Below are 16,429 nucleotides of genomic sequence, written 5' to 3'. Positions count from 1 at the left end.
AAACCCGAACAAAGCAGTTCGAGCAGTCCATCTGTATTCAGAAGGTATATCTTTTGCTTTTTATATTACTTTAAGTGATCATTTCAAGTCTACTTAATGGCCCATTTATTTTGTTATGTAGTTTTATTTTATGCATTGGTTACGTAATACCTTCATCCAAACACTGCACACAGTGTTCTAAACTCAGCCGTATTGGTTGATTCCGATGTCGGAAATAACCAATTTTGGTTGATTCCTATGTCGGAAACCACCAATTTTGGTTGATTCCGAAAGTTTAGGTATACTATATACAAAAGATAATCACTCATGAATGGAGCTACTCTGTGCAAAGATATGCACTTAAAAAGCTTAAAGCCTGGCATGATTCAATGCATCGTAAGCCGCTAATCATTAGAGGCGCGCGCCAGGTTGGAAAAACATGGCTCGTAGAAGAATTTGCTAAACAAGATTTTAAGCATTTTGCCTCTATCAACTTTCTTGATAACGAGGCAATCCAACAGCTTTTCTCGGGATCATTAGAACCAAAGCGCATTCTTACCGCCTTAGGTGCCTATACCAACACCAATCTATTTGATGGGAAAACCCTTCTTTTTCTCGATGAAATACAGGAATGTCCGCGTGCCATCACGTCGCTCAAAATGCTTTGTGAACAAACGCCTCACATACCTGTTATTGCAGCGGGGTCCTTATTAGGAGTAGCTCTTAACAGAGAAAACAATGCAGGTAGTGATACCCGCATTTCGTGGCCTGTGGGAAAAGTTAACTATCTTGATCTCTTCCCTATGACATTCTCGGAATTCCTGAGAGCTTTGGGCAAGGATAGATTGGCAGATTTGATCACTCAAAAAGATTATGAACTCATGCACGTCATGAGCGAGTCTTTTGAAGATGCACTCCGTAGTTATTTATATGTGGGAGGCATGCCAGCCGCAGTGCAAGCCTATATCTCTACGGGATTGTTGAGCGAAGCGCGCCAAATCCAAGATGCACTTCTTATTGACTATGAGCATGACTTTTCAAAACATGTGTCTTCACCGCTTGAAGCAGAGCACATAAGAGAGACTTGGCGTTCAGTTCCTCTACAAATTGCTCGAGAAAATGGCAGTAAAAAGTTTATATACTCTCAAGTGCGTCCTGGTGGCCGTGGGCGTGATTATAAAGATGCTATTAGTTGGCTTGCGGATGCCGGTCTTGTAACAAAGGTTAACAAAATTACCAGGCCAGGAATTCCTTTATCTGCCTACGAGGACCCCAGCAATTTTAAGCTCTATCTTCTTGATATTGGTCTTTTAGGCGCAGCATTACACCTTAACGAAAAAACGCTTTTTGATGGAGATGCCCTTTTTACTCACGCAAAGGGCGTATACAGTGAACAATTTATCTGTCAACAACTCATAGCCTCAAAAAAGCAACCCACATATTGGTCGGCAGACGGAAAACAGAACAAAGCTGAAGTTGACTTTATCTGTGAGTGTGACGGAGAAGTTATTCCTCTTGAAGTAAAGTCTGCAGCTAATGTTACAAGTAAAAGCCTTGCATACTTTGCAAAGAGCTACGCTCTTTCTCACTGCATACGCTTTTCTCTTGCTCATTACAAAGACCAGGGCTGGATGAAAAACCTTCCTTTATATGCTATTGAGTCTTTATAGAAAGTTTCGAAGAACTGCTTGCGTAGCTCTATTTACCTAACAGCTTGTTAAGCTTCTCGATAGTTGCTGCATCAAGACGATCCGCAACAGTAAGATGTTTGCGTCCTTGGTCGGCCATGGTTTGCTGCGATTCTGCCTCATCTATCTGCACATCGCTGATAAGAGCAGTGCTGGAGACACGCGTAACAGGAATACCACCAACCGTAGCCCTGATGGTGTTGTCTGAAGTTACCACCGTTACGTCGCGCTCCTCAAGGCGGCACTGCACCACCAAGCGCTCAATAACGCTGTCCGCGCTCTCTCCCGTTTTGGAGAAGATAAGCTGTACACCTGCACGGGTAAGATTGGGGCGATCCGGGCTCACGTTACCAGAACCGTCAAACACAATAACGGGTTCAAAACGGCGCTGAGCATATGCAGCAACATCAGAAATAAGCAGCTCACGCGCCCGATCAAAGGGATCTGCCGAAAGAGCCTTTGCGGGAGGCGTATCCATAAGGCCCGTATAGCGCGGCGTCTTAAAGATAACGTTATAGCCGTCTACCACCAAAAGTTCGAGGGGCTTTTTACTCATGCGCTACACCCTGGGCCTGGGATGTCTGGGCCTGGGCTGCCGCCGCCTCAGTTTGAGCTAAAGTGCTTTGACGCAGCCATTCGTAACACATAACCGTTGCAGCCTGGGCCACGTTGAGAGATTCTACCGAGCCACGCTGGGGCAACTTGCAGCAAAAGTCACAGTGCTTGAGCACCAGTTGAGAAATGCCTTTGCCTTCGGATCCCATAACAAGGGCCAGACGACCACTCATAGGAGATTCCCACACGCCTTGGCTTGCGTGCTCCGTAGAGCCTACCACCCAAAATCCAGCAGCCTTGAGCTCATCAAGGGCGGAAGCCAGGTTAGAAACTTGGGCGATAGGCAGATGCAGCACGGCACCTGCAGACGTTTTATAGGCAGCAGTCCCCACACGAGCAGCACGTGCTTTTGCAATGATCACACCCGCTGCACCAACCACCTCTGCGCTGCGCACAATGGCACCAAAATTGCCTTCGTCCGTTACGTGATCAAGCACTACAATGAGCTCATTTTTGCTGCTTGCACGCTCAAGAATAGTGCTAAGCTCCTCATACTGGAACGGACGTGTGCGCAAAATAATCCCCTGATGAGCGCCGTGAGACGACAGGCTATCCAAAATAGCGCGGGGTACCTCTTCTAGGGGAATACCAGCACAAGACAGACGATCTACCAGCTCTTTAAGAGACGCATCCTGTGCCGCATTGCTCCCGGTAGCTCCCGACAAAACCAACGCTTTTGCAATGGGCAAACCGGTGTCCAGTGCTTCTACACAGGCACGCCTGCCCTCGATAAGGTCATACAGCAAGGATGTGTCGCGAGCCGCCGCATGAGTGGCACGCTGGGCATATCCCTTGCCATCAGGGCGCTTCGTATGGCGAGAAGCCCCTGAGCGCTGGGCGCGCTCTTGCCGTTTGCCTTGCTCATTGCGCTGGGCACGATCGTGGCGCTGGGTATGCTCTTGCGAAAACTTCCCGGAACGACCCTTACCCCGCGCAGCATTGCCGGAGCGTGAGCTGGAGCGAGCGCTCCCGCCAGCGCGCAAAGCGCTGGGGCGCTTGGACGAATTGGGCTTAGCCACGAGCAGTACTCCCCTTTACGGTAAGGCGCGGACCTGCGGCGGTGTCTTCTATGGTGAGTCCAAGCGCGGCAATGGCGTCGCGGATGGAGTCTGCAAGCGCCCAGTTCTTCTCGGCACGTGCCTGCTGACGGGCATCAAGCAGAGCCTTGGCGGCTTCCTCTACAGACGTGCCCGCATAGTTAGCAAGCTGAGCGGCAAGGCCAAGCAGCTCTGACGGCAGCTCGTCGTGAGCGGAAGTAGAGAGCTTGATGCCCAATACGCCAAGCAGCTCTACCAGGGTATTTGCAGCATTTGTGGCCACAGCAGCCACCACTGTGCCCGCATTGTGATCCAGATAGGTGTTTGCGGCGGTGGTGAGCGTAAAGATAGCAGCCAAACCGCCTGCGGTGTTGAAGTCATCGTCCATCTGGGCGATAAAGTCTGTCCGAGCTTGCGCCACAGCGGCATTTAAGGCGTTGTCCGCATCCGCAAGCTCATGCTCGGGATGCGCAGAGGCTTGAGCTGCCCAGATAAGATTGCGAACGCAACCCTTAAGGCGCTCTAGCGTGCCCAACGTTCCCTCAAGGCGGCTAAATGAGAAGTCCAACGGAGCCCGATAATGCGTTTGGAGCATGAGCAGACGCACAGCATCTGCAGGATACTTGTCCAGTACCTCTTTAAGCGTGTAAAAATTGCCCAGAGATTTGGACATCTTCTCACCATCCACGCGCAGCATACCCGTGTGCATCCAGGTATTTGCCAGCGGCGCATCCCAAGCACACATAGCTTGCGCGGTCTCATTTTCATGGTGAGGGAATACCAAATCCTGTCCACCCCCATGGATGTCAATGGGTGTACCCAGATAGCGATGAATCATGGCACAGCACTCTGTGTGCCAGCCAGGACGACCTTCTCCCCAGGGGCTTGGCCAGCTGGGCTCGCCAGGTTTGGCGGCTTTCCACAGGGCAAAGTCAAAGGGATCGTGCTTGTCCTCGTTTACCTCCACACGCTCCCCCGCACGTAGCTGGTCCAAATTACGGCCAGAAAGTATGCCGTAGTTCTTTTCGGAACGTACAGAAAAATAAACGTCCCCGTTAGCGGCCACATACGCGTGGCCCTTCTTAATAAGCGTCAGGATCATATCCTGCATGGCTTGTATCTCTTGCGTAGCACGGGGCCGAATGGTAGGGTCTTCCACTCCAAAGGCATGCATGATGTCGATAAACGCACAGGAGTACTCCTCGGCCACCTGAGCAGCGCTGCGACCTTCTTCATTGGCACGATTGATGATCTTGTCGTCCACGTCTGTTAGATTTTGGGCCATGACCACGTCAAAGCCCTTGTACTGTAGGTAGCGGCGGATGACGTCAAACGACAAAAAAGTACGAGCATTGCCAATGTGAATCTGGTCATATACCGTTGGTCCGCACACATACATGCGAACCTTACCAGGCTCAAGGGGCACAAACTCCTCTTTTTTATGCTGCTGGCTGTTATATATAAGCATGACGTCTCCTTGCTTATGTTTACGTGCTTACTTACAGTGCTTACTCCGTGCAGTGCTTACTCCGTGCGGTACTTACTGTTTTTGCAAAAGGGCAACAGCCCACGCCGCAATGCCCTGTTCCTGCCCAACAAAACCGAGTTTCTCGGTAGTAGTGGCCTTGATACCCACACACTCTACCGGAACATCCATAGCACGCGCCAAATTACAGCGCATTTTCTCCCGATGCGGCGCCAATTTTGGAGCTTGGGCAGCAATGGTGCAGTCACAATCTACCAGCTCAAACCCGCGTGTACGCATGAGCAGAACCACGTTGCGCAAAAGCTCCAACGAATTTGCATCCTTGTAGGCGGGATCGGTATCGGGGAACAGCTTGCCCAGATCGCCCTCGCGCAGCGCACCCAAAATGGCATCTGCCAATGCATGGGTGAGCACATCTGCATCTGAGTGGCCGAGAAGCCCGTGGGAGTGCGGAATGGTTACGCCGCCCAAAATAAGCTTGCGGTCCTGCACGAGCTGATGCACATCATAGCCGTGTCCAATGCGAAGCACTACAGCTCACCCCCGGTTGCCGCCTTGGCAAAACGATCCAGCAACACGGCCTCCGCAAGAATAAGATCTTCGGGGACCGTCACCTTTATATTAGCAGCCGGGGTGGCCACCACCTCTACCACCGCACCAAAGTGTTCCATGAGCGAGGCATCATCTGTAGCCACAAGGGCGTGCACGCGCGCCTGCCTATGGGCATCAAGAATTGCTTCACGACCAAAAGTCTGCGGAGTTTGTGCATACCAATAGCAGGAGCGATCAGGGGTTTGCACCACGGTGCCCTGCTCGACAATTTTAAGCGTGTCCGTTGCAGGATGCGCAAGCAGTGCTCCATCTGCACCAGCGCGCACGCGAGCAATGGTGTCCTCTATGCCTTCGGGCGTTACCAAAGGACGTGCCGCATCATGAATGGCCACATACTGCGCTGATTGCGGAGAGCGTAACAAACCTGAATAGCAGGATTCTTGGCGCGTTGCACCCGCGGAAGCAAAATAGACAGGCTTATGCAGCGTGAGAATATCAACCGTCTGAGCACGTACCTCATCCATGCGTTGTGGCGCGCAGACGATCACAATGCAAGAAATAGAGGGTGCTTCATCAAACGCAAGGATCGACCAGCTAATAAGGGGTAACCCACATAGATCCACAAACTGCTTTGAGCGCGGGCCCCCAAAGCGAAGACCGCGACCACCAGCAACAATAATGGCACAGGTATCTGGGTTGGTTTGAAAGCCATCCAAAGGCTGAGGCTGTGCTTGTACCTGTGGCACAGAACCACCCAGCGGCTGTACAGCCTGTTGTTCTACGGCGCACCTCACGCTTAGCGCTTTCCGTGCATCTTAAGCAGGCTGTCTGCCAAAATGACCGAGTTACGAACACCAATCTCATCCAGATGCTCAGGATTTTGTTGAATGTCATCCAGCAACTCTTGCAGTGAGCCGTACTCATCCACGATTTTATCGGCCATGCCTTCCCGCACCACGGAAATGCGCGAAAGGGTACGCAGACCCAAGGGGATCATGACGCTGTCTTCTGTGCGGTCCGTGTATCCCAACACCGCAGCAACATTTTTAGCGTCCAGGTCATTTTTGGCAGCCAATGCCTGGAACTGCTTGCGAATATTGTGCGCTTCCTCCACGGTAGAACAGCTGGAGTAGTCACGGATCATAAGGTTATACTCATTGTCCATATTGCCTACCAGCTGCAAGCGCTGCATCTCTACCGTACGCCCCTCGGCGCCAAGCTGTGCAATGATGTCTTGCAAACTTTGGTCGGTAACGCTCAGCAGCTCAAACTGGTTGTAGATGCTCACAATATCGCCCAGCGTTACGTAATTATCCAGCTCTAACGAGGTCAAACGCAACAAACTACGGTCCAGGGTTTGGCGCGTTGTTTGCAGCGTTGCCAAAAGCTGGCTTACACGCGTCATAAGCTCAGCAACACCAAGCAGCTGATATGAACGTCCCTTTACGTAGATGTTCACTACTTGGCGGCGTTCGGATACCGAGACAACCATGGCGTCGGTAAGCAAACTCATACGAGCAGCTGTACGATGCCGCATGCCCGTTTCTGTTGTAGGCAAAGACGGATCTGGATTGAGATGAAAATTGGCACGCAGAATTTGCGTCAGGTCGTGATCGATAACGATCGCACCATCCATCTTTGACAGCTCAAACAGGCGGTTTGCCGTAAAAGAAATGTTGAGCGGAAAGCCATCATTGCCCGCAGCTAGCACGCGGTCCGAATCTCCTACGCAGATAAGAGCACCCAGATTAGCCGCAATGATCATATCCAATGCGTGGCGCAAGGCGGTTCCGGGAGCAGTAAGGCGGATGGCCTCATCAAGGGAACCTTCAACCGCGGCATCCAAAGGCTTCTCCATGTGTGCTCCTTTACCTTGTTGTTAGTACGCTTCACTCACTGCTGTCAATAGACAGATACATTTAGTATAGCGCCTGAAGCGCAGGGGCTTTCCCCCGTGCAGCATCTCTCTGTAAAACCTTTGTTGCACATAAGCCGGCACCAGGGACCTACTAGCACAGGCCCAGAAGCTAGCACAGGGACCTGGTGCAGGCGCAGGGACCTGGTGCAAACCGCCAAATCCCTACGCAGACATCGACAGCCTTACTCGCTTGCCGCAGACAAGTCCGAATCACTGATACCCGTACCCGATGGATGCGAGCTTGCAGGAGCTCCTGCAGTCCAACTGTTGCGTGCGCTAGGAAGCTCCATATGCACCCGCTTGGACAGCTGCGGGATGGTACCTTGTCTGCGCGTAAAGCTTAGCTTGTCGCCATCACAATCAACCAGCACAATATCTCCTGCTTGCCACTTACCCTGGAGCATTTCTTCTGCCAGCTGGTCTTCAATCATGGTCTGAATGGCACGGCGCAAGGGACGGGCACCATAGATGGGATCCGTACCCTCTTTGGCGATAAGGTCACGCGCTGCATCGGTAAGCTCGATGGACATGCCGTTTTTGATCATACGATCGCGCAGGTCCGTGACCATAAGATCAACAATGCCGCGCAACTGCTTAGTGGTCAGAGACTTAAAGACCACGATCTCATCGACACGATTAAGGAATTCCGGGCGGAAGAGTTTTTTGAGCTCGCCCATAACGCGGGAATTAATTTCCTTATCGGACAGACCATTGGAACCGGAGGCACTAAAGCCCATGGTAGTGGTGGTGGCAATCTCACGAGCACCAATGTTGGAGGTCATGATAACCACCGTGTTGGAAAAGTCTACCTTGCGACCCTGACCATCAGTCAGACGACCTTCGTCCAAGATCTGCAAAAGGACATTAAAGACATCCGGATGGGCCTTCTCGATCTCATCAAACAGAATGACGGAATAAGGACGACGACGCACCGCCTTGGTAAGCTCACCAGCTTCGTCATAGCCAACGTATCCCGGAGGGGCACCAACCAGCTTGGACACGCTGTGCTTTTCCATAAACTCAGACATATCAAAGCTGATAAGAGCGTCCTGGCTGCCAAACAAAAACTCGGCAAGTGACTTTGCAAGCTCGGTCTTACCCACGCCCGAAGGTCCCAAAAAGATGAACGAACCACCAGGTCTGCGCGGATCTTTGAGCGGCGAGCGACTGCGACGGATTGCCTTAGACACCGCGGTAACCGCCTCGTTTTGACCCACAACGCGCTGATGCAACACCTCTTCGGAGCGCAAAAGCCTGGAGGCCTCAGTCTCCGTAAGGGTGGAAACAGGAACGTGAGAAATGCTGCTTACCACGTCTGCGATGTCGCCCTCGGTAATGTCCACGATCTTGGCGTCAAGCTCTTCTCGCCAGGCTTTTTCTAGCTCCTCAAGATGGGCCGTAAGCTCACGCTCCTGATCCCTTAAGCGTGCTGCTTCCTCAAACTCCTGCGCAGATGCCGCCTCGGACTTTTTGGACGTCACCTCTTTGAGCTGATTTTGCACTTCCACAATGGAATCCGGCGTCTTGATGGTATGAATGCGCGTGCGAGCACCCGCCTCATCAATCACATCAATGGCCTTATCGGGCAAGAAACGATCTTGAATGTAGCGATCTGCAAGCGTAACCGCAGCCTCAATGGCACCTTGCGAGAAGCGCACGTGATGATGCTGCTCATAGCGGTCCTGCAGACCGCGGATGATTTCAATGGCATCCTCAATGGAAGGCTCGCCTATCATAACGGGCTGGAAGCGGCGCTCAAGGGCGGAGTCCTTCTCTATATGCTTGCGGTACTCCTCTGCTGTGGTTGCACCAATAACCTGGATCTCGCCGCGTGACAGAGGCGGCTTAAGGATAGAAGCCGCATCAATGGAACCCTCGGCAGAACCCGCACCAATAATGGTGTGCATCTCGTCAATGAACAAGATGTCATTACCGGATTCGCTCACTTCCTGAACCACCTTTTTGAGGCGTTCCTCAAACTCACCGCGGTACTTAGAGCCGGCGACCAGCGCGGCCACATCCAGCGTCCAAACTTGTTTACCCCGCAGGATGTCGGGCACCTCATCAGCAGCAATAAGCTGCGCCAAGCCTTCTGCAATGGCAGTTTTGCCAACACCGGGATCACCCAAGATGAGCGGGTTGTTTTTCTGGCGGCGCGCCAAAATTTGCATAACGCGCTCTATCTCACGGTCACGACCAATCACCGGGTCGAGCTTGCCTTCACTAGCATACTGAGTAAGGTTGCGACCATACTCTTCCAGCATGGAGCCTTCGGTAGATTGAGAGCCCATCATCATAGGATCGCCACCCATGCGCACTTGTGCCGTGGGACGGGTGGACTCCGGGCTCTTATCGATAAGGTCGTTGACGGCGTTGCGCACCGCATCTGCCGAGACACCCAGGCGTGCAAGCGCGGTCATAGCGCTGCCGTTACCCTCGCGCACAATGCCCAGCAGCAAGTGCTCGGTAGAGATGTAGGTTTGGCCGTGCAGCATGGTCTCACGATAGGCGTTTTCCAGTACGCGCTTGGTACGTGGCGTAAAAGGAATGTGACCGCCCGGAACCTCTTTTTCCTCTGACTTGGACAGCTCCTTGATGGTTGCCAGTGCTTCCTCATAGCTAATCTCAAGCTTTTCCAGCGCCTGAGCAGCGATTCCGCCGCCCTCCTTGATAAGGGCTAGGAGCAGATGCTCGGTACCTACATACATTTGCCCAAGGCCGCGCGCCTCATCTTGTGCCAGCGACATGACCTTCTTAGCTTTATCCGTAAATTTTTCGAACATATGGGATAGCCCCTTCCTGTCATTGCATGCAATGACCTGATTTGCTGCTTTGATGTGTACCCCGTATGCTGCTTTGCAATACCTACAAGCATCCCACAAGCGTCTGCCTAAGGACTTCTACACAAAAGCAGCCCCGACTTTTGTCAGAGCTGCTTGGTTAGATGAATTTTAGTGAGCAACAGCAACCATGCTCTATGAACAATGCTGTGACCGGCTACTCAAAGCACTCCGTTGTGCCGGCCAGCTCCTTTTCTGCAGCAATGACTGCCGAGAAAAGCTCGTCCAGTTCCATACCCATAAGCTCAGCACCCTTTTTAATGACCTCACGATCACAGCCGGCAGCAAAGCTCTTGTTCTTGAACTTCTTCTTAAGGCTCTTGAGCTCAAAGTCCATCACGGAGTGGCTGGGCCGCATACGCACACAGGCGTTGATAAGCCCGGACAGCTCGTCCACAGCAAACAGGACACATTCCATCTTGTGGCTCGGCTCGGGAAGCTCTGGATTTATATCGTAATTATGCGTCTGAATGCAATGAGCCAAAGCGGGATTGGCGCCAGCCTCTGCCAGCAATTCTGCAGCCTTTACGGTATGCTGCGCATCATCCCCACAGACTTCCCAATCCAGATCATGCAACAAGCCCACAATGCCCCAAAACGCTTCATTGGCAGGATCATACTGCTTAGCAAAGTAGCACATCAGAGCCTCTACCTGCTGGCCATGCAGGAGGTGATAGTCATCCTTGTTGTACTGTTTGAGCAGCTCAAAGGCCTTCTCGCGAGAAATGCCTGCATCCAGCACCTGCTCTGCTTGCTGCTGCTTTTTGCTGCCAGCACCCAGGGCTTCGGGACGCATGTGAGGAAACAAAAGCACATCACGAATGGAAGGCTCATCGCAAAACAGCATGACCATGCGGTCAATGCCGTAGCCAACACCACCGGTAGGAGGCATGCCGTACTCAAGCGCACGAACGTAATCGTAGTCATACTCCATGGCCTCATCGTCACCGGCAGCCTTTGCGTCCACCTGAGCTTGGAAGCGAGCTTCCTGGTCTACCGGATCATTGAGCTCGGTAAAGGCGTTGGCATACTCATGACCAGCCACAACCAGCTCAAAGCGCTCAGTCAGACGGGGGTCTTCGGGCTTGCGCTTGGCCAGAGGGGAAACCTCAACGGGGTAATCACACACAAAGGTGGGGTTAACCAGCGTTTGCTCTACCAGCTCATCGTAGAGCGTAAAGATAAGCCTGCCAACACCCCATTCCTTCTCGTAGGGCAACTTGTGAGCATCAAGAAGTGCGCGAAGCCGCTCAAGGGGCGTCTCCATAGAAACTTGCTCACCCACAACCTCACTGACCAGCTCACTCATGGAAGCGGAACGGAATGGAACAGCAAGGCTAATCTGCTGGCCCTGGTAGTTCAGGACCTCGCCCTTGCCCACCGCAGCAGCAACCGCCTGGAACAGGCCTTCCGTTAAGCGCTTCATGCCCTCAAGGTCAGAGTAGGCGCAGTAGGCCTCCATAGAGGTAAACTCGGGGTTGTGTGTTTGGTCCATACCCTCATTACGGAACTGACGACCAATCTCAAACACGCGCTCCATGCCGCCCACAATGCAGCGCTTGAGGTGGAGCTCGGTAGCAATGCGCAGGTAGCACTCTTGGTCAAGCGCATTAAAGTGCGTCTCAAAGGGGCGCGCGTTAGCGCCGCCTAAGGTCTCCTGCAAAATGGGAGTCTCGACCTCAATATAGGATTGGCTTTCCTCCATATAACGGCGGATAGCAGAAATGATGCGCGAGCGCATGCGGAAGGTAGCCATAACGTCAGGATTGACGATAAGGTCTGCGTAGCGCTGACGATAGCGGGTTTCTTTGTCCGTAAGACCGCTCCACTTGTTGGGTAGCGGACGGCAAGACTTGGCCAACATCTGGATGTTTTGCGCCGCAATGGAAAGTTCGCCGCGCTTGGTGCGCACAACGGGGCCGGTAACCCCAATGATGTCGCCTACGTCAAACTGCTTTAGCAGCTCCCACGCAGCCTCGCCCAACACGTCACAGCGGCAGAACAGCTGAATAGAATCGCTTACATCCTGCAGCACAATAAACGCCAACTTGCCCTGACGGCGAAAAGCGCGAATGCGACCCGTTAAGGATTGAACGTCCTCCGTATTCTCGCCATCTGCTAAGTCTGCGTACTTTGTAATAAGCTCTGCGGCATGAGCAGTTACCACAGAACGAGCAGGATAGGGATCAATGCCGGCATCGATAAGAGCTTGGCGCTTGGAACGACGAATAGCACGCTCATCGTTGATATTTACCGGCGTCTCTTGATCTGTTGCCATGGGATTCCTTTTACCTCGATATTTTCTCAACCTTAAAGGCGCGCGTCTTACCAGATGGAGTTACATACTCTACGGTCTCACCAATCTTGGCACCGATAAGAGCAGCACCAACGGGGGACTCATTAGAAATGCGGTTGGACAGCGAGTCCGTCTCTGTGGTACCTACGATGGTGTAAGAGGACTTCTTGCCCTTCTCGTTAGAAACCTCAACGGTGGAGCCAATGGATACTATCTTTGCGCGACCCGTGCTTGCCCCTGCAAGTTTGGCGGTGGACAAGATCTTGCGGATCTCGCCAATGCGAGCTGCGTTTTGAGCTTCCTCTTCTTTAGCAGCGTCGTACTCGGCGTTTTCCGAAAGGTCGCCCTGCTCACGTGCTTCCTTAATGGCGGCGATAATCTCTGTGTGCTTCTCGCCCTCACGCCATTCGAGCTCGTCTACAAGCTTCTGTCGGCCTTCGGGAGTAAGGATGATCTCTTTATCCATGCTCTGCTCTCTAAATCGAAATAACTAGTGGATACCCTGCAGACGTGCAAAAGGCACGGCGCAGCTTGTGCATAGGCGCAAAATTTGCAAGCAATAAGAAAGTGAGCTTACTCGTTGTCCTTATCGACAACCTCAGCCTCTGTTACCTCATCCTTAGCGGACTTGGTGTCCTCTTCCATGCCCTCGCGGATGTTCTTAACGGTCTTGCCAACGGTACTACCAAGCTTAGGAAGATTCTTAGGTCCAAAGATAACCAGAACAATTGCCAAGATAATGATAAGCTCGGTGGGACCCATTCCAAGAATCATAGCTACCTCCGTATAAATGGACTCTTTGGCCCGTTGTACACAATTTTGTACTCTTCAGTATAAAAGGTATATGCGCAAAACACACAAACTTTATTTACGCATTCAGTTATCCTACCACGTAGAACTATAAATGGTACTCACTATTCACATCAGAGCGGAAACTTATGAGTCTAGACACATCTACCATACTTTTTTGGGGCGGTAACCTCCTTCTTTGGGCGGTCATGGCAGTGGTGTTTAAGCACCTGCTTGCCTGGGGCCTTAAGAAGCGTGGCATTACCTTTATCCCCAAAACCATGTTTGGCCGTGCGCTCATCTTTGACTCTGAGGACCAAGACGGCACGCCCATTCGCTTGCTCAACGTGCACAACACCTTTCAATCCATCACCTACACCGACCCTGAGCTGCGCAATGAGCTGGTATGCGAGTACCACCGCAGCTTTGCGCGCGTTCTTATCCTTACCGAGAACACCACGCCTCAAGATTGCTGTGCCGTTATTGGCGGCGGCGGATATTCTCTCCCCAAATATCTGATTACCCACTATCCCCACATGCAGGTAAGCGCAGTGGAGATTGATCCTGCCATCACTGCCCTTGCCCGTGAACACTTCTTTTTGGATGAGCTTATTCACACCTATGCTACCGAGAAAAGCGGCAGGCTGGAGCTGGTGTGTGACGATGGCTGGATCTGGCTACAAAACAGTGACCACAGCTTTAACATAGTGATAAACGATGCTTTTTCTGGCGCAAAACCACTGGGACCCATGGGGACTGCCGAGGGCGCTCGTATTATTCATGAGCACCTAACACAAAAGGGGCTGTATCTAGCCAACGTGATTGCGCCGCTTGAGGGAAAAAAATCCCAGCACCTGTACCAAACCCTCGAGACGTTTAAGCAAGAATTTGCACACGTATACCTACTGCCCGAAGCCGCAGATGAACCTGGTCGGCGCGCCAATAACGTGATGATTGCCTGTGACATGGCCTTGGATGTGAGCAGGTTTGACAACGGACGTGAGGTGTAGGGGCTACACAGCCACACTGCACGCGCAGCCGCCTTGGTACGCAGCCACCTTGATACGCAACCGTCCTGACCAACCGAAAACTTGCCAGCCTACGCCAGCTTTTTAGCCTATGCCAGCTTTCTTAACTCAATCTGTGGCAAAATCTCATCTCGGTGAGCAGGATCATAGTGTCCTGTGCGCGTAGATAGCGCTGCAGCACTCGCAACTGCCACGGCATACACCAAGGCATCAGGTGCGCTCATGCCTCGCTCAAAACCAACCGCAAACGCAGCCACCATCGAATCCCCGCAACCAACCGTATTGACAACGGTAAGGGCGGGCGGAATTGCCTGAAACGTCCCCTGCTCACATACCAGCAAAGCACCCTGACCACCCAAAGAAATAACTACCTGCGCAATACCGCCCTCATACAGGCGCTGTGCACAGGTAAGCACATCGGCGCGTGACTGGGCCGAGACGCCAAACAGTGCCTCAAGCTCATCTTGATTGGGTTTTATCATCGTAGGATGTGCTGAGATACCTTGCAGCAACGCCTCACCAGACGTATCTAAAATGATGGGTTTATCGGCCTGCTTGCACATCTCAACCAGCAGCTTATACGTATGTATGGGCACACCCACAGGCAGGCTCCCGGAAATCGTTACCACAGCAGACTGAGCAATGATGCGGGGAAACTCCTCCAGGTATTCCTCTAACTCCTGTGCGCTCACTTCACAACCGGGTTCCAAAAACTCCGTAGACGAGAAGCGCTCGTCCAAAATATTGATGCAGCTCCGCGTTTCTCCAGCAATGTGACCAAATGCGCTTACAATACCGTCTTGCTCGGTGAGCTGTTCCAAATAACGGCCATTAAACCCACCGACAAGCCCCGTTGCCTGCACCCGTGAGCCGCAAATCTTTGCCGCGCGGGCAACATTAAGCCCCTTGCCGCCCGCGCTGTTTTTTACGGCATGCACGCGCATGACAGTTCCACCTACCACCTGCTGATCCATGTGGTAGGCCTTATCGATAGATGCATTGAGCGTAACTGTGGTAATCATTACGCCTCGAACTCGTGGATGGTAACGCCCTTAACCACACGGTTGACCGTACCGGTGGGCGAAGGCGTATCCGGGGTATTACCCACCTTCAGTGAGGTAAACAAAGAGATGGTCTGCGCCACCATAATAAAGGGCAGCGCAAGGTAGGCATCGGGCAACAGAGTTGCGTGCTTGGCAAACGTTATAGCATCCCCTTCAAAGAGGGTCTGTGCGCTTTGCTGGATTGCAACCGTATGCAACGCAATGTTGTCGGCCGCAATTTCGTGCAAAATATCTAAATCATAGTGACGGGTGTAGCTGTCATTACTTACAAACACAAATACCAGCGTCCGATGGTTTACAAAGGATTTTGGCCCGTGACGATAGCCCATAGACGTGTCAAAGGAAGTGGCAATCTTACCTGCAGTAAGCTCCAAAATCTTAAGCTGAGCTTCTCGCGTCATGGCACCCAAAGCACCTGAACCAAGGTAGGTAATGCGTTCAAAATCATCCGTGAGCCATGAGGTAACCTCGTCCTCATGGGCTATAACATGCTTGCCCATGTCTGCTGCCTGGGCAACCCATGAGGCCTTCTGATCATCCTTAGCTCCATCAAAAATCAAAGCGCTGAGTAACTCCATGCAGCTATAGCTGCCGGTCATAGCAAAACCTTGGTCATTTGCACCCGGGATAAGGAGGGTCAGCGTGTCCGAAGCACCTTCAGACAGAACAGCAAGCTTGCCATCGGGAGCGCAGGTAATGTTAAGAAACATGATGTTGTGCACAACGCTGCGAGCGATCTCAACGGCTGCCAAGCTTTCTGGGCTATTGCCGCTGCGTGCGAAGGACACCAATACGCAGGGACGCTCGGGGCACAAAAAGTTATACGGAGCAGAAACAATGTCGGTTGTAGGGATTGCTTTGAAGTCAAAAGCGCTAGTATCTCCCACGCGACGTAAATATGGCACCAGCGTATCGCCCACATAGGCAGAAGTGCCAGCACCCGTAAAGATAATATCGGTTATGCCTTCTTTACCCAGGGTCTTGGCGCGGTTGAGAAACGCGTGGATCTTCTCCTTGTTAGCAAAATAAATATCAAGGGTATCCAACCAAAGATCTGGTTGTTGTGCAATTTCATGCGTAGTGATGTCTGCGCCAAGAGCCTTGAGCTCAACACGAGCTTTGTCAAACATGTACGCA

At 52.2% G+C, this 16,429-nt stretch carries 14 protein-coding genes; 2 read left to right on the top strand and 12 right to left on the bottom strand.

The window, feature by feature from the left end; all coding sequences use genetic code 11:
• Positions 1-323: 323 nt before the first annotated feature.
• A complete protein-coding gene (locus HMPREF1091_RS01885) occupies positions 324-1,649 on the top strand; it encodes an ATP-binding protein (protein ID WP_002563141.1) in 1,326 nt (441 codons plus the stop codon).
• Between the two features lie 28 nt (positions 1,650-1,677).
• On the opposite strand, the gene HMPREF1091_RS01880 is transcribed toward HMPREF1091_RS01885, so the two are convergent.
• The 10 genes from HMPREF1091_RS01880 to HMPREF1091_RS01835 all read right to left on the bottom strand — a co-directional run bounded on the left by HMPREF1091_RS01880 (position 1,678) and on the right by HMPREF1091_RS01835 (position 13,185).
• On the bottom strand, positions 1,678-2,223 hold the full coding sequence (locus HMPREF1091_RS01880) for an NYN domain-containing protein (RefSeq protein ID WP_002563140.1): 546 nt from the start codon (positions 2,221-2,223) through the stop codon (positions 1,678-1,680).
• Positions 2,216-3,301 carry a 23S rRNA (guanosine(2251)-2'-O)-methyltransferase RlmB gene (gene rlmB / locus HMPREF1091_RS01875; protein ID WP_002563139.1) on the bottom strand — a complete coding sequence of 362 codons (1,086 nt, stop codon included), beginning with the start codon at positions 3,299-3,301 and terminating at the stop codon, positions 2,216-2,218. The genes HMPREF1091_RS01880 and rlmB overlap by 8 nt, the downstream gene beginning before the upstream one ends.
• Complete coding sequence (gene cysS, locus HMPREF1091_RS01870) at positions 3,294-4,787, bottom strand: cysteine--tRNA ligase (RefSeq protein ID WP_002563138.1); 1,494 nt, start codon at positions 4,785-4,787, stop codon at positions 3,294-3,296. Before cysS ends, rlmB begins: the two co-directional genes overlap by 8 nt.
• Before the next feature lie 72 nt (positions 4,788-4,859).
• Positions 4,860-5,336 (bottom strand): 2-C-methyl-D-erythritol 2,4-cyclodiphosphate synthase, encoded by a 477-nt coding sequence (ispF, locus tag HMPREF1091_RS01865; RefSeq protein ID WP_002563137.1) that lies wholly within the window; start codon positions 5,334-5,336, stop codon positions 4,860-4,862.
• Entirely contained in the window at positions 5,336-6,151 is an 816-nt protein-coding gene (ispD, locus tag HMPREF1091_RS01860; protein WP_002563136.1) for a 2-C-methyl-D-erythritol 4-phosphate cytidylyltransferase, read from the bottom strand. The genes ispF and ispD overlap by 1 nt, the downstream gene beginning before the upstream one ends.
• Before the next feature lie 2 nt (positions 6,152-6,153).
• Entirely contained in the window at positions 6,154-7,215 is a 1,062-nt protein-coding gene (gene disA, locus HMPREF1091_RS01855) for a DNA integrity scanning diadenylate cyclase DisA (protein ID WP_002563135.1), read from the bottom strand.
• Between the two features lie 242 nt (positions 7,216-7,457).
• The gene (locus HMPREF1091_RS01850; RefSeq protein WP_002563134.1) at positions 7,458-10,058 is read right to left on the bottom strand and encodes an ATP-dependent Clp protease ATP-binding subunit; all 2,601 of its coding nucleotides are present in this window, start codon (positions 10,056-10,058) and stop codon (positions 7,458-7,460) included.
• 214 nt (positions 10,059-10,272) lie between these two features.
• The gene (gene lysS, locus HMPREF1091_RS01845; protein ID WP_002563133.1) at positions 10,273-12,393 is read right to left on the bottom strand and encodes a lysine--tRNA ligase; all 2,121 of its coding nucleotides are present in this window, start codon (positions 12,391-12,393) and stop codon (positions 10,273-10,275) included.
• 10 nt (positions 12,394-12,403) lie between these two features.
• On the bottom strand, positions 12,404-12,877 hold the full coding sequence (greA, locus tag HMPREF1091_RS01840) for a transcription elongation factor GreA (RefSeq protein WP_002563132.1): 474 nt from the start codon (positions 12,875-12,877) through the stop codon (positions 12,404-12,406).
• A gap of 107 nt (positions 12,878-12,984) precedes the next feature.
• Positions 12,985-13,185: a Sec-independent protein translocase subunit TatA/TatB gene (locus HMPREF1091_RS01835; RefSeq protein ID WP_002563131.1), complete on the bottom strand. Its 201-nt coding sequence runs from the start codon at positions 13,183-13,185 to the stop codon at positions 12,985-12,987.
• 164 nt (positions 13,186-13,349) lie between these two features.
• Here HMPREF1091_RS01835 and HMPREF1091_RS01830 point away from each other — a divergent pair, with 164 nt between their 5' ends.
• Positions 13,350-14,210: a spermidine synthase gene (locus tag HMPREF1091_RS01830; protein ID WP_002563130.1), complete on the top strand. Its 861-nt coding sequence runs from the start codon at positions 13,350-13,352 to the stop codon at positions 14,208-14,210.
• A gap of 107 nt (positions 14,211-14,317) precedes the next feature.
• Here the strand turns inward: HMPREF1091_RS01830 and pfkB are convergent, their stop codons facing one another.
• Both pfkB and agaS read right to left on the bottom strand, forming a co-directional pair.
• A complete protein-coding gene (pfkB, locus tag HMPREF1091_RS01825) occupies positions 14,318-15,250 on the bottom strand; it encodes a 1-phosphofructokinase (RefSeq protein ID WP_002563129.1) in 933 nt (310 codons plus the stop codon).
• Positions 15,250-16,422, bottom strand: a complete 1,173-nt coding sequence (gene agaS, locus HMPREF1091_RS01820; protein ID WP_002563128.1) for an SIS domain-containing protein — start codon at positions 16,420-16,422, stop codon at positions 15,250-15,252. The genes pfkB and agaS overlap by 1 nt, the downstream gene beginning before the upstream one ends.
• Positions 16,423-16,429: the final 7 nt, after the last annotated feature.

Origin of the sequence: Atopobium minutum 10063974 (genome assembly GCF_000364325.1) — a bacterium.
In the GTDB taxonomy this organism is placed as follows: domain Bacteria; phylum Actinomycetota; class Coriobacteriia; order Coriobacteriales; family Atopobiaceae; genus Atopobium; species Atopobium minutum.
Note: the sequence above shows the minus strand (reverse complement) of the source record. Positions and strands in the feature narration are given on the sequence as shown.

Bases quoted from the DNA above. Each gene is read 5' to 3' on its own strand.
- disA (WP_002563135.1), bottom strand. From the start codon at position 7,215: ATGGAGAAGCCTTTGGATGCCGCGGTTGAAGGTTCCCTTGATGAGGCC.
- cysS (WP_002563138.1), bottom strand. From the start codon at position 4,787: ATGCTTATATATAACAGCCAGCAGCATAAAAAAGAGGAGTTTGTGCCC.
- greA (WP_002563132.1), bottom strand. From the start codon at position 12,877: ATGGATAAAGAGATCATCCTTACTCCCGAAGGCCGACAGAAGCTTGTA.
- HMPREF1091_RS01850 (WP_002563134.1), bottom strand. From the start codon at position 10,058: ATGTTCGAAAAATTTACGGATAAAGCTAAGAAGGTCATGTCGCTGGCA.
- HMPREF1091_RS01880 (WP_002563140.1), bottom strand. From the start codon at position 2,223: ATGAGTAAAAAGCCCCTCGAACTTTTGGTGGTAGACGGCTATAACGTT.
- HMPREF1091_RS01830 (WP_002563130.1), top strand. From the start codon at position 13,350: ATGAGTCTAGACACATCTACCATACTTTTTTGGGGCGGTAACCTCCTT.
- pfkB (WP_002563129.1), bottom strand. From the start codon at position 15,250: ATGATTACCACAGTTACGCTCAATGCATCTATCGATAAGGCCTACCAC.
- agaS (WP_002563128.1), bottom strand. From the start codon at position 16,422: ATGTTTGACAAAGCTCGTGTTGAGCTCAAGGCTCTTGGCGCAGACATC.
- lysS (WP_002563133.1), bottom strand. From the start codon at position 12,393: ATGGCAACAGATCAAGAGACGCCGGTAAATATCAACGATGAGCGTGCT.
- HMPREF1091_RS01835 (WP_002563131.1), bottom strand. From the start codon at position 13,185: ATGATTCTTGGAATGGGTCCCACCGAGCTTATCATTATCTTGGCAATT.